Genomic DNA, 13,119 nt, shown 5'->3' with positions numbered 1-13,119 from the left:
CGCCCACCACCTGACCGCGGGCACGAACAACCCCGCCCGCGCCGCCACCTGACGGATCGCACCTTCAACCTCGCGGCCCCGGCACCTCACCGCAGGTGCGAACAGCTTCGTCTGCGGCGGCCTCTGACCTCTTGGGAGACATCATGAGTGACCTCTTCAGCACCCTTGTCGGAATCGCGTTCTGGGCGGTCCTGCTGGCGGCGTGTACAGCCGCGTTCGGGGCCACGATCGTCAGCATTTCTCGCGCCCGGCTGGATCGGCGGGCTCGGACCCGCTGGATCTGGCTCGTCGTCCTGGCTCCGGGGATCGGCATCTTGATGTGGTTCGTGACCGGCCGACCAGCAGCTTCTGCACCCCGATGACGGGGCTGAGAGCGGCCCTACCCCTCCGGTAGGGTGACCCGGCTTCGAACCCTGAGCATTTCCACGCGGGAGTACCTGATGGCTAAGCGACGAGCGGATCGCCAATCCTGGTTAATCCTGGTGGCGGGCCTGGTGATGCTGGTCTCCGGCACCCTGTGGCTGCTCAGCGACTCGGTGAGTTGTGGCGGTTCGGAGATGAGATCGGGTGACGAGTGCGTCACCTACTCCGACGGCGAGAGCACGACACTCGACCTGGCCGGCCAGCGCCGCGCGGAGCAGTTCAAGGGCGGCGCGCTGGCCCTGTTCGGCGCCGTGCTGACGCTGACCGGTGGCCTGCTGGTCCGCAGCGACCGCGGCAAGGATCCGTCGGCACCGGTCGACGATCGGATCAACCTGGGCCGTCGAGACGGCTGGAGCTTCACCGACGTCGACACCGATCTGCTGACGACGTGGCGTCATCAGGTCCATTTCAGCTCCGGCCCGGCGGCGTGGTCGGTGCTCAGCGGGATCCAGGACGGCGTGCGGTTCGTCATCTTCGACTACCGGCTGGGTGACAGTCCGCGTACCGCATGGATGGTCTTTCCGAATGAGCCGTCGCCGGAGTTCCGCAAGTGGGCGCTGTCGCGGGGCATCGGTGCACGCGGCCCGCTCAACACGGTGGAGGAGGACGAGAGGGCGCTGATCGGCACCGGCCGGCTGTTCCGTTCGAAGAAACCCGACCACGTCCTGCGGCCGCTCACGCGGCTGGTCGAGGCGGTCCGTCGCTACGAGCGGGAGACGGCCTCCCACACCTGATCCGGTCTTGTTCATCGTGATCGCCACCGCCGACCCGGTCGCCGAAAGTTCGTCGCCCGGCCCGGGAAAGGACACGAGGCATGGATGTGTACGAGGCAGTGGACAGCCGTCGGGCGGTTCGGGCGTTCAGCGCCGAACCGGTCCCCATGGAGGCACTCGAGCGGGTGCTGGCCGCGGCGACGCGTGCGCCGTCGAGCGGAAATCTCCAGCCATGGCACCTCTATGTGGTGACCGGTGAGCCCCTGGCCGAACTGAAGCGGCGCGCCACGGCCAGAGCCCTCGCCGGTGATCCTGGTGACGAGAGGGAGTATCCGATGTATCCGGCCGAGCTGACACCGGCGTACCAGGAACGGTTCGCCTCGGCGGCGGCGCAACGGTACCGTGCGCTGGGCATCGACCGGGACGATCCGGACCGGCCGCGGAAGATCGCCGCCCGTAACTCGGAGGCCTTCGGTGCGCCGCTGGTGCTGTTCTGCTACCTCGACCGGATCATGGGCCCGGGGCAGTGGGGTGACGCGGGGATGTACCTGCAGACGGTGATGCTGCTGCTCCGAGCAGAGGGACTGCACAGCTGCCCGCAAGTGATGTGGACGATGTACCGCGAGACGGTCCGCCAGGTGGTGGGCGCCCCGGACGGGCTGACGCTGTTCTGCGGTGTCTCGGTCGGCTTCGAGCGAGACGGCGTGCCACCGGTGCGGACGGGTCGGGCGGACCTGACCGAAACCGTCACTTTCATCGGCGCCTGACGAACGCCCCGTCGGTCCGCTCCGCACACGACCCCGCTCATCGGCCCGCTCCAGACACGGACCATTCATCGACCCGTTCATGACACGACCCATTCATCAGTCCGCTCCGGACACGACCCCGTTCATCAGTCCGCCCTGGAGGCGACCCCGCTCGCCGGCTCGCTTCGGAGGCGACTCCGCTCGTCGGTTCGCTCCGGATGCGGTCCGTTTGCAGCGCCGGTAAATTCATACATTCAGCTATTGACCATGACCGTGCCAACACAGAAGCTGATGCGGCGGACGCGGAGAGTGACCCTTTCCGGACCGCATGATGTCACTCCCTCTCCCTGGACATCTACATCGGCGTCATCGGCTCGTTTATGTGAACGAGCACAGAGGTTGTAGAGGAGCTGATCCGCGTGCTCGCCACGCTGAAGACCGGCGCGGTCCGCCATCGCACCGGCGGCACGATCCGGGGCCGCATCGCCCGTACCCTGGCCCTGCCCGTTGCCGTCATCCTCGCCCTGCTCGGTGTCATCGGCGCCGGTGAGATCGGCGACTACCGGGCCGCCGCGCGGACCGACCGGGCCGTCACCCTCGACCTCGCGGTGCTCGACCTGGCCGACGGTCTCCAGACCGAACGTGGCCTCGCCCTCGGCCTGCTCGGCGGCCACCGGGACTTCCGGGCCCAGCTCGCCCCGGCCCGCCAGTCGGTCGACATCCGGCGCGCCGCGGTCGAGGAGCTGACCACCGACGGCGGCGACGTCGAGGACCGGGTGGCCGCCGTGGTGGCCGAACTCGACGGGCTCACCGACGTGCGCGCCGCGACCGATGCCGGTACCGCTCCCCCGGCCACCACGGCCGCGTTCTACACCGCGGTGATCGGCCGGCTGATCAACATCGAGTTCGAGCTGGACACCGTCGACGACAGCGAGCTGCGCCGCAACTACGCCACTCTCAGCATGTTCAGCCTGGCCAAGGAGTCGGCCGCACAGGAGCGGGTGCTCTTGCACGGCGTCTTCACGGCCGGCCGGTTCGGGCCGGGGCAGTTCGTGCAGTTCGTGTCGGCGAAGTCGGCTCGGGACTCGGCGATCCTGGCCTTCAACCAGTACGGGAACCCGGCCGCCGTACAGGCTCAGAATCTGGTGTTGAGCACACCGGCCGGCGTGCAGGTGGTCGCGATGGAGAACGCCGCGCTGGCCGCGGCCGACGGCCGCCGTCTGCGGATCGACCCGGACACCTACTGGGAGGCGTCCGGCACCGTGCTCGACATCCTGCTCCAGGCCGGCCAGAACATGGGCGGCGTCGCGCAGGACAACGCGGCCCGGATCAAGAAGGAGGCCACCCTGCGGCTGGCCGTGCTGGCCGCGATCATGGCGGTGTGCGTCGCCGGAGCGATCCTCCTGGCCCTCGCGGCGGCCCGCAGGCTGGCCCGACCGCTCGCCGCCCTCGCCCGGGAGGCCGGCCGGATCGGTGCCGAGTCGCTGCCCGAGGCGGTCAACCGCGCCGCCGCCAGCGGCCGTGACACCAGGCCGGCGCCGGTTCGGGTGACTCCGGGCGCCAGTGTCGAGGTCCGCCAGGTCGCCGAAGCCTTCGAGCAGCTGCAGCACACCGCGTACACGCTGGCCACCGACCAGGCCCGCCTGCGCCTGGCCACCGCCGAGTCGTTGGCCAACCTCGGCCACCGCAACCAGAACCTGCTGCGCCGTCTGATCGGGTTCATCACCGAACTGGAGGCCGAGGAGGCCAGCCCCACCGGCCTGGCCAACCTGTTCGAGCTCGATCACCTGGCCACCCGTATGCGCCGCAACGCGGAGAGCCTGCTCGTGCTGGTCGACGCGGCCGACCCCCGACAGTGGACGGAGCCGATGCCGATCGCCGACATCATCCGGGCCGCGGTCAGCGAGGTCGAGGAGTACCGCCGGGTGACCCTGCGACGGGTCGACGACGTGCTGGTCAACGGGTCGGTGGTGGGCACCGTCGTGCACATGCTGGCCGAGCTGATCGAGAACGGCCTGGTCTTCTCCCCGCCGGACGTCGACGTGGAGGTGCACGGCCGGATGGTCGACGGCGGCTACCTGATCGCGGTCATCGACTCCGGCATCGGGATGAGCCCGGAGGAGATGCGCACCGCCAACCAGCGGCTACGCGGCGAGGGTGACTTCATCACCGCACCGGCCCGCTACCTCGGCCACTTCGTGGTCGGCCGGCTCGCCGTCGAAACCGGGGTGCGGGTGCAGCTCGCCCCTTCTCCGGTGACCGGCGTGACCGCCCGGCTCGCGCTGCCGGCCGGGCTGATCACCGAACCCGCCGCGACCGCCCCACCGCTGCCCGCGCCCGCTCCCTCCCTTCCGGCCTCGGCGCGGGGTCTGCGTCCGGACACCATCGAGTTCGTGGTGCTGCCCGAGCAACGCCCCGCGAGCACCCCCAACGGCCTGCTTCGGCGGTCGCCGAAGAAACGGACCGAGAAACCGGCCGCGCATCCGGCCGAGAGCCGGTCCCGGTCCGCGGTCATCACCGATTCACCCGAGGCGGTACGGGACAGGCTCTCCGCCTTCCGCGAGGGTGTGCTGCTCGCCGAGGCCGACGACGCGGTGCGGTCCTGACCCACCAGACCCACAGCAACGGGGAGAACGATGAGCATCAACTGGCTGCTCGGCAATTTCGTCCAGCACACCGACGGCGTGCGCAGCGCGGTCGCGGTGTCCTCGGACGGCCTGCTGATCGCCGTCTCGGACGGCCTGGACCGGACCGAGGCCGACCAGCTGGCCGCGATCGTGTCCGGCCTGGCCGCGGTGGCGACCACCGCCTCACACCGGTACGACTTCGACGGCCTGAAGATCATCATGATCGAGATGACCCGGGGCTATCTGGTCGTCTCGCAGATCGCCGGCGGCAGCGTCCTCGGCGTGGTGGCCGGCAGCGAATGCGCGCTGCGAACCATCGGCTACGAGATCCGGATGCTCGCCGACAGGTTCGGCGCCGTGCTGACGCCGGCCCTGATCGCCGAGTCCCGGCAGCAACTGTCGCCATGATCGACGACAGGTGGCCGCACGCGGGTCACCGGCCGCCCCGGTTCGAGAAGGACCCGCTGGTCCGCCCGTTCATGCTCACCGGCGGCCGAACCCGGACGGTCCACGACACCGTGCGCGTCGAATCCCTGCTGGTGGCGGTCCCGGCGGCACTGTCCGCCCCGCTGCGTTTCGAGTCCCGCCGGATCGTCGAGCTGTGCCGGCACCCGCAGTCGCCGGCCGACCTGTCGGCGGCCCTCAGGGTCCCGCTCGGCGTGCTCCGGGTGATCGTCGACGACCTGCTCACCGACGGCCTGCTGCAGATCGCCGAACAGCCCGACGTCCTCTCCATCGAACTGATCGAACGCATCCGCGACCGCGTCCGCGCCCTCTGACCTGGCTTTCCAGCAGGGATCGCGGGCGTGTTTCAATCAGGGCTCGACGGGGCCTCGCGGAGGGTAAGGGCGGCTGGTGAAGCGTACGGCTCAGGAGGCCGCGGAGACGCGGGCCGCGATCCTCTCGGCCGGTTTGAAGGTCTTCGCCGAGCGGGGGTACGAACGGGCCACGCTCGCCGACATCGGTGCGCGCGCCGGGGTCACTCGCGGGGCGGTCTACCACCATTTCTCGGACAAGGCGGAGCTGTACACGACGGCGATCGCCGACCGCTGGGCCACGGTGGGCGCCCGGGTGTGGGCGGGTCTGGCCGGTGCCGGTTCGGCCCGGGACCGGCTGCGGGCCTGCCTGCTGGAGTATTTCCGGGCCATCGAGGAGGACGGGGATTTCCGGGAACTGCTGGATGTCACGATCCTGCGTTCGGACGCCTCGCTCGAGCCCGGCGCGGGACTGGCGGACAAACAGCAGGGGATCCGGGAGTGGGTCACGCAGCTCTCCGGGCTGCTCGCGGATGAGGACCTGCGTTCCGGGATGAGCGCGGACGACGCCGCCGTCCTGGTGGTCTCCACCCTGGCCGGGGTGATGGTCACCTGGCGGATGGGCGACGACCTGTTCTCACCGGCCCGGAAGGGCGCCGTCCTCACCGACGCCCTGCTGTCCGCCCTGTTCGGCTGATTCCCGATCGCACGGATCCCCTTCGAAGCTTCGCTCTTTTTTACATACATGCGCGCATGTATCGTTGGCGGCGACATCCCTTCGCTTGACGGAGCCATCCCTTGACGAGACAGGAAGATTCCACCCGGCCGACCGCCGCGGCCACCGTCGTCGCCATCGCCCTCGCGCTGGACATGTTCCTGTACGGCGCGATCATCCCGATCCTCCCGGAACTGCCCGCCGTCGACGGCTCCGCGATGCTGTCCGGCGTGCTGTTCGCGGTCTATGCCGCCGCTCAGCTGGTCACCGTTGCGTTCGTCGGCCGGGCGGTCGACCGGATCGGCCCGCGTCGCCCGTTCCAGGCGGGCATCCTCGGCGTCGCGGCCGCCACCCTGCTCTTCGGCGTGGCCACCACCGTGCCCGGTACGGCCGGCCTGGTCCTGCTGATCCTCGGGCGCGCCGCTCAGGGCGTGGCCGCGGCGATCTCCTGGACCGCCGGGCTCGCCCTGGTCGCCGCGGTCTACCCGGCCGAGCGCCGAGGACAGGCGATGGGCCTCACCCTCTCCGCCGTCGGCATCGGCGTCCTGCTCGGCCCGGCAGTGAGCGGCCAACTGGCCGGATGGCTCGGCCCGGCCGCCCCGTTCCACCTGATCGCCGTCTTCGCGGTGGGCGACGCGATCGCCCGATTCCTGCTGATCAAGGTGGACCATCGGCCGCCGGTCGAGGTGCCGTTCCGCACGGTCGCCCGGGGACCCCGGGCGGGCCTGCTGATCACTCTGACCGCGATCGGGGCGGCCGCTCTCGCGTACCTCGAACCGGTCTTGCCCTTGCATCTCGACGACCTGGGCGTCGGTGCCGGCGGCATCGGGTCGGCGTTCGCCGGGGCCGCGTTGGCGGGTGTGCTGAGCAGCCCGCTCGGCGGTGGCCTCACCGACCGACTCGGGCCGAACCGGGTGGTCGCGATCGGCGCGTTCATCGTCGCCGCCGGTTTCGCACTGGCCGGGCGCGACTCCACCGCCCTGGCGGTGACCGGGCTGATCGTCGTCGGATTCGGCGCACAGCTGCTGCTGGCGCCGACGCTCGTGCTCATCGGGCGGCTCGCCGAACATCAACGACCGCCGGCGTACGGCGTGGCGTACGCCCTCTACAACCTCGCCTACACCGCCGGGCTGACCGTGGCTCCCCTGGCGGCGGGCCTGCTCGGCGGCTTGGCCGGGATCACCGGCGCGACGGTCGGCGCCGCGATCGCGGCCGGCGCACTGGCCGTGGTGATGTCCGGCCGCCGTTGAGGGCTCGTCCTATCGTGCGAGCCATGGCGTCGGAAACTGTCAATGCTCCAGTGCGGGCCGTGGGCCGGACGCTGGCTGGTGGCGCCGGTGTCGGTGCTCTGACCGGGATGTGCACGGCCGCCGTGTTCCTCGGTGGGGCGGCGATCGAGCAGAATCCGCCGGGTCAACGACTGCAACCGTTTCTGGCGCTGCCGCTGTACATGCTGATCGGGATCCCGATCGGGGTCGTCTGTGGACTGGTCGGGGCGTTGCTGTCCGCGCTGCTCGCCGCCGGACTCGCGCCCTGGTGGCGGGCGCCGATGTGGGCGTCCCGACTGGCCGGGGGCCTGCTCTTCGCCGTTCCGGTGCTGCTCACATCGTTGCTCGGCACCCTGCTCGCGCCGCACGTGGGTGCGCTGTGGCCACATCCCGCGATCACCGTCCCGGCGATGGTCGGCGCGGCCGTCGGCGGGTTCTGGCTCGGACCGTGGATGCTCGGCGTCACCCCGGCCCGGCTCGTCACCAGGCGGGGGCTGATCTGGTCGGCGGCTACCACGGTCGTGGTGCTGCTGGTACCGGCGGTGACGGTGGGTGGGTTGCCGGGCCGTTCGCCGGGCCAGCGGGTCGAAGTGGTGGCGGGCGCCGGGACCGTCGCCGGTGGGCTCGCGGCCGACACACCCGTCACCGGACGGCTCCTCGGCATGACCGCGAGTGCCGACGGTGGCCTGCGGCTACTCACCGCGCAAGGGCTCGAGCACACCTTGTGGACAGTCCGGGACGGGCGGATCAGTCACGTGCCGGTGCCCGGCCTGGACGAGATCACCGTCGCGCAGGTCGTGACCGGGCCGGACGGCGGGATGTACGCGGCGCTGCGCCAGGGACCCGGCAGTGTCGTGCGGATCTCACCGGACGGCGGGATGGTCCGAGTGCTCGGCCCGGATCGGGCCACCTACCAGGGACCCACGGTCCCGGTGCCGGACGGGACGCCGGTCGACGGCGCCTACATCGGTGTGCTCGAGGGTGTCGCGGTGTCCGCCGACGGCCGGATCCACTTCGCCGAGAGCCGGCTCGGCGAGAGCACCTACCAGGTCGTCCGCACCGTCCGGGACGGGCGTCTGGCCACCGTGCTGGGCCGGGAGATGAACGGGGATTGGCGGTCGGCGAGTGTGCGGGGCGGCTTCCCGGACGGCGTGCCGAGCACCGGCCTGACCATCGATTCCGGCTATGTCACACCGATGACGATCACACCCGAGGGCATGTTGTACGCGGCGGTCGGCGCCCGTGGTGTCGTGCGGGTCGGGGCGGACGGAGCCGTACATCAGGTGATCGGTGCTCTGACCGGGACCACCGGCGACGTCGACCGGCCGGAGACGCCGTGGAAGGACCGCGGTGCGGCCGTGGGTGTCCCGGTCTCGTTGGGCGGCGACGCCGAAGGCGCGAACCTGGTCGCCGACACCACCGGCGACATCTACCTGACCAACCGGCATTGGATCGACGAGCGGTTGCCGGAGTCGTTCGAGTGGGACGGTGTCGCCGGTGACAGTCGGCAGGCGGTGGTGGAGCAGGCCCGCAAGGATCGATGGATGAAGGGCGAGACGGAGGTCCTGCGGGTGACACCGGACGGCCGGGTCGCCACGGTCGCCGCGCAGGCCGACCTGATCGCCGTCCAGGGCGACTGGCTGTACCTGGCCCAGACCTTCCAGGCCGACGACGACACCGACCGGGTCCTGGTCGTCCGGACCCCGATCCCGCGGTAGGTCGCGTTCACTGCATCCAGGAGTACAGGTACAACGACTGTTCGGCCGCGTCGTCGGTCCAGGCCTGCACCTGGACCCTGCCCTCCCCGCGCAGGTGCAGGGTGTAGGAACGATCCGCGGGAAACGTCCAGCCCAGCTCCGCGGCCTGCTCGTCCTCGGTGATCGCCGTCGGCGCCGGGCCGGAGACCGGGGAGGCGTTCAGCCGGTTCGCCTCGACGAACCGGCTGACGCACTCCGCCGTCGCGCTGATCTTCAAGTACAGGCGGCCGTCACCCACCCAGTAGCGGAGGCGGCCGTCGGTGCACTCCGGCAGCGTCACGGCGAACCGGGTGAAGGTCTCCTCCGGCGTCCACGTCAGACTGCTGCCGGGGTAGGCCCGGTCGTCGAACCGGGTGCTGTCGCGCACCGAGAGGACGAACGTGCCGGCGATCGCCGACAGCGCCACCGCGGTCACCACGCCGCCGATGATCCACCTACGCACGTTCGTCCTCACCGTCATCAGTTGGCGTTCACCGTCTGGGTGCTGCTGCGCCCCCGCACCGTGAACTCGCGGGCCATGCCCTGCTCGTGGGCGAGCGCCGCGCTCTCGAACGGGATGAACTCGTAACCACCGAAGCCGGCGAACTCGTCGGCGTCGAAGTTCCAGTCCTTGTAGAGCTCGAGATCGTAACTACCGCCGACGTGCATCGACCCGTCCGACCGCTTGGTCACCTTCACCGAGCCGCGGATCCGCACCTGCACCCCACGAACCCCGAGGTAGTAGTCGATGTTGTCGCGCATCTCGGCCCCGAACCACTCACTGTCCCAGCTCAGGTCGCAGGTGGAACTGCTCACCGAGAAACAGCGGGCCTTGCTCCGGCCGATCATGTCGTTGACGATCAGGTCGACGTCGGCCTTGAAATCCGCCTCCTTCAGATAGTCGTCCACGCTCACCTGGAAATCGCTGCCGGTCCGGTCGTAGTAGTGGTGCCAGAGCGCACACGCCTGACCCTTGGTGTGGATCGTGACCGCACAGACCCCCTGCATCTGGATCCACAGGTCCTTACGCTCCCCGTCCGGGTTCCACCACGGGGTGTCCTTCGAGCCGAACGGCGCGTTGCCGCTGGGGGTGGTCGGGTCGAGGTCGCCGGTCCCCTTCACCAGGTTCGGGTCGTAGCCGTAGCTGGCCAGCAGCTCGTTGTAGCGCTTCTGCATGGCGTCGCGGATCGCCTCCTGCGCGGCCAGGCCGGCCTGCAACGCGTCCTCGCCGGCGTCCAGGGCGGACTGCCGGGCCCGGGCGGCCGACGCCTTGGCGCCGGCAGCGTACCGGCGGGCGGTCGCCGCGGACGCCTCGGCCTGGGCCGCCGAGTTCTGCGCCCGGACCGCCGCCTGGCGCGCCGACTTCGCGGCCGACCGGGCGGTGTCGGCCGAGGCCGCGGCCTTGTCGGCGGAGACCTTGGCCGACTGCGCCGACGCGGCGGCCTGGTTCTTGTACACCTTGGCCTGGTCGGCGAGCGCCTGAGCCTGGTTCGCGTACTGCCGGGCCAGAGCGGCGAAGCCGTTGGCGTCGGCGGCCACCGAAGCGGCCAGAGCAGCGTCGCGGCCGGCGAGCTCGGCGGCCTCGGCGGCGGTCGACACGTACCGCCGGACGGTGCTCACATGGGTGGCGGTGTCCTGATCGCGTACCTCGGCCCGGAACCGCTCGATCGAGACGAACTTGCGCTGCATGTAGCGCGGTCCCTTCAGAGCGATCGTGGCGGCGGCCCGCACCTCGGCCCCACCCGTCTCCATCGCCGCCGCGATGGCCACCCGGTCGTCCTGCGCGGCCGCCGCGTACTGGCCGGTCCGCAGGAACGCGTGCGCCTCCTCGGTGGTGCCCTTGAGCGCCGCCTGACCGGCGGCCGCGGTGGCCGGGCCGCCGGCCTGGATGACCGCGGCGATCGCGATCCGGTCGTCCTGGATCTTGCCCTCATAGGCCGGGAACGCCAGGAAGGCCAGCACGTCCTGATAGCTGCCGTCCAGCACGGCCCGGGCCGCGGCCCGGAACCGGTCGGAGTCGCTGCTCTGGGCCATGTCCATCAGCCGGTTGCGGTCGTCCTGTTCGGCGGCGGCGGCACGGCCGGTGGCGAAGTACAGCCGTACGTCACTCTCGGATCCGGCCAGCGCGTCCCGGGCCGCCGACGCGGTCCACGGTCCACCGGTCTCGACCAGCGCCATCAGCGCCAACCGGCCCTGGTTCAGCAGAACCTCGCTGGACGCGTCGGGTGCCGACGCGGCGTCGATCAGCTGCTGGGTGGCCGCGTCGACCCGCTGGTACTCGGGGGTGTCCGGCAGCGGCCGCGCCGGCTGGGCGTCCTCGATCTCGCGCAGCGCGACCGCCTCGGCGACCGCCTCCGCCGTCTCGGTCTCCAGTCGCAGCGCGTCGGCCTCGCGGGCGGTCTGTTCCACCTCGGCCGCCTTGGCCGCCGCGTCGCGGGCGGTGGCGGCGGCCGTCTTGGCGTTGTTCGCGTGCAGATTGGACTGGGCGGCCGCGGTCTCCGCGTCACCGGCGTGGTCGGCGGCCCGGATCGCCTCGGCCGCGGCGTTGTCGGCGTGGGTGGCGGCCCGTGCGGCGAACGCCGCGGCCTCCCGCGCCGCCTTGGCCGACTTGCGGGCCAGCACCTCGGTGCGGTCCGCGGCCTGCTCGGCGACACCGGCGAGACGGCGGGCCTTGGCAGCCGCGGCACGGGCCTTGGCAGCCTCCCGACCGGAGACACCGGCCTGGCTCGCGGCCCGGTCGGCGGCGGCCGCGGCGGCCTGTGAGTTGCCGATCGCGGACCGGGCCGCCTTCGCGGCGTCCCCGGCCGCGTCGGCGGCGTCCCCGGCGGCCAGCGACGCGGCGGCCGCCTCGTTGGCCGCCTTGCCGATGTCCTTGGCCTTCTGCGCGGCCACCCGGGCGCTGGTCGCCTGCCCGGCGTTGACCGCGGCGCGGGCGGCGGCGTTGTAGGCGTCGGTCGAGGCCTGGCCCGCGGCGGCGGCCGCGGACGCCGCCCGGGACGCGGCGTTGGCGGCCACCCGGGCCGCGTTGTTCGCGGCCTTCGCCGCGGCGATCGCCTGTTGGGCGGCGTCGGCCGCCTGCACTGCGGCGTCCGCGGCCCGGCCGGCCGCCTCGGCGGCCTTGACCGCGTTGTCCTTGGCCGCCTCGGTTTCGTCGGCGGCTCGCTCGGCTGCCGCCTTCGCCAGTTCGGAGGCGGTACGGGCTTTCGCCGACGCCTCCTGTGCGGCCACCGTCTCGGCGGCTGCCGTGGCCCGCGCCTCGACGGCCAGCTTGGCCAGCTCGGCGACCGTCATCACCTCCTCGTCGCGGGCCCGGGCGATGTGCTGCCCACGGTCCAGCCACTCGCGCAGCTCGTCGGCGGTGCCGCGCAGGGCCAGGGCGCCGGTGCGCTTGACCTCGGCGCCACCGAACGAGACGAGCTGCGACGCCATGATCCGGTCGTCCTGGGCGGCCGCCGTGGCATACCCGGAGAGGTAGAACTCGGCGACCTTCTCCGGTCCGGCGGCCAGGGCGGCCTGCGCGGCCCGCTCGGTGGCCGGGCCACCGGCCGCCATGATCTGGCTCACTTTGATCCGCATGTCCTGGTTGAACGGCTCCTGGAAACCGGTCTCCAGGAACGCCCGGACATCCTCGGCGGTGCCGGCCAGCACCGGTTTGGCGGCGTTCGTCAGAACCGGTCCGCTCAGCGCCATGAGCTGGGCGAGCGTGATCCGGTCGTCCTGCACGCGAGCCTGGAACTGGCCGGTGGCCAGAAACTCGCGGAGCTGGGCGTCGGTGCCGAGCAGGGCGGTGCGGGCACCGCGGGCGGCGACCAGGCCACCGGTATCGAGCATGTCGACCAGCCCGTAACGGTCGGCGGCCCCGTTCGGCGCGGCGGCCGGCGCGGCGACGGCCGGCCCCGGCGCGCTGATCGTGGCCGCCATCGTGGTGCTGACCATGGCGAAGGTCAGCACGGCGGCGCGCCACCGCCGTGCTCCAGGTGGATGGTTTTTGCCCATGAGTCACCCCGTGTCCGAGTCCCCGTCGCGCGATCCGATCGCGCGTTGACACCGGGCACATTAGACAACCAGAACCGTCGATGTCTGCCCGCAACGGCAGAGCAACCCCGTCCGAACTCCCCGGTACGGTATCGATGATC

The 13,119-nt window shown here is 71.5% G+C and carries 11 protein-coding genes; 9 read left to right on the top strand and 2 right to left on the bottom strand.

Annotation, left to right across the window (positions count from 1 at the left end; translation table 11 throughout):
- Positions 1-143 precede the first annotated feature (143 nt).
- The 9 genes from Q0Z83_RS00340 to Q0Z83_RS00300 all read left to right on the top strand — a co-directional run bounded on the left by Q0Z83_RS00340 (position 144) and on the right by Q0Z83_RS00300 (position 8,965).
- Complete coding sequence (locus tag Q0Z83_RS00340; RefSeq protein WP_317791718.1) at positions 144-362, top strand: PLDc N-terminal domain-containing protein; 219 nt, start codon at positions 144-146, stop codon at positions 360-362.
- 120 nt (positions 363-482) lie between these two features.
- A complete protein-coding gene (locus Q0Z83_RS00335; protein WP_317791717.1) occupies positions 483-1,157 on the top strand; it encodes a hypothetical protein in 675 nt (224 codons plus the stop codon).
- Positions 1,158-1,237: 80 nt separating this feature from the next.
- Positions 1,238-1,903, top strand: coding sequence for a nitroreductase (locus tag Q0Z83_RS00330; protein ID WP_317791716.1), 666 nt, complete (start codon positions 1,238-1,240; stop codon positions 1,901-1,903).
- Between the two features lie 398 nt (positions 1,904-2,301).
- Positions 2,302-4,488 carry a sensor histidine kinase gene (locus Q0Z83_RS00325; RefSeq protein WP_317791715.1) on the top strand — a complete coding sequence of 729 codons (2,187 nt, stop codon included), beginning with the start codon at positions 2,302-2,304 and terminating at the stop codon, positions 4,486-4,488.
- Positions 4,489-4,518: 30 nt separating this feature from the next.
- Positions 4,519-4,917 carry a roadblock/LC7 domain-containing protein gene (locus Q0Z83_RS00320; RefSeq protein ID WP_317791714.1) on the top strand — a complete coding sequence of 133 codons (399 nt, stop codon included), beginning with the start codon at positions 4,519-4,521 and terminating at the stop codon, positions 4,915-4,917.
- On the top strand, positions 4,914-5,288 hold the full coding sequence (locus Q0Z83_RS00315; protein ID WP_317791713.1) for a DUF742 domain-containing protein: 375 nt from the start codon (positions 4,914-4,916) through the stop codon (positions 5,286-5,288). Before Q0Z83_RS00320 ends, Q0Z83_RS00315 begins: the two co-directional genes overlap by 4 nt.
- 76 nt (positions 5,289-5,364) lie before the next feature.
- Entirely contained in the window at positions 5,365-5,961 is a 597-nt protein-coding gene (locus Q0Z83_RS00310; protein ID WP_317791712.1) for a TetR/AcrR family transcriptional regulator, read from the top strand.
- Positions 5,962-6,062: 101 nt separating this feature from the next.
- Positions 6,063-7,229, top strand: a complete 1,167-nt coding sequence (locus tag Q0Z83_RS00305) for an MFS transporter (protein ID WP_317791711.1) — start codon at positions 6,063-6,065, stop codon at positions 7,227-7,229.
- A gap of 23 nt (positions 7,230-7,252) precedes the next feature.
- Positions 7,253-8,965: a stage II sporulation protein M gene (locus Q0Z83_RS00300; protein ID WP_317791710.1), complete on the top strand. Its 1,713-nt coding sequence runs from the start codon at positions 7,253-7,255 to the stop codon at positions 8,963-8,965.
- Between the two features lie 7 nt (positions 8,966-8,972).
- Here the strand turns inward: Q0Z83_RS00300 and Q0Z83_RS00295 are convergent, their stop codons facing one another.
- Complete coding sequence (locus Q0Z83_RS00295) at positions 8,973-9,464, bottom strand: hypothetical protein (RefSeq protein WP_317791709.1); 492 nt, start codon at positions 9,462-9,464, stop codon at positions 8,973-8,975.
- A complete protein-coding gene (locus Q0Z83_RS00290; RefSeq protein ID WP_317791708.1) occupies positions 9,464-12,934 on the bottom strand; it encodes an ALF repeat-containing protein in 3,471 nt (1,156 codons plus the stop codon). The genes Q0Z83_RS00295 and Q0Z83_RS00290 overlap by 1 nt, the downstream gene beginning before the upstream one ends.
- Positions 12,935-13,119 lie beyond the last annotated feature (185 nt).

The sequence above is a fragment of the Actinoplanes sichuanensis genome, from assembly GCF_033097365.1.
GTDB lineage: Bacteria > Actinomycetota > Actinomycetes > Mycobacteriales > Micromonosporaceae > Actinoplanes > Actinoplanes sichuanensis.
Note: the sequence above shows the minus strand (reverse complement) of the source record. Positions and strands in the feature narration are given on the sequence as shown.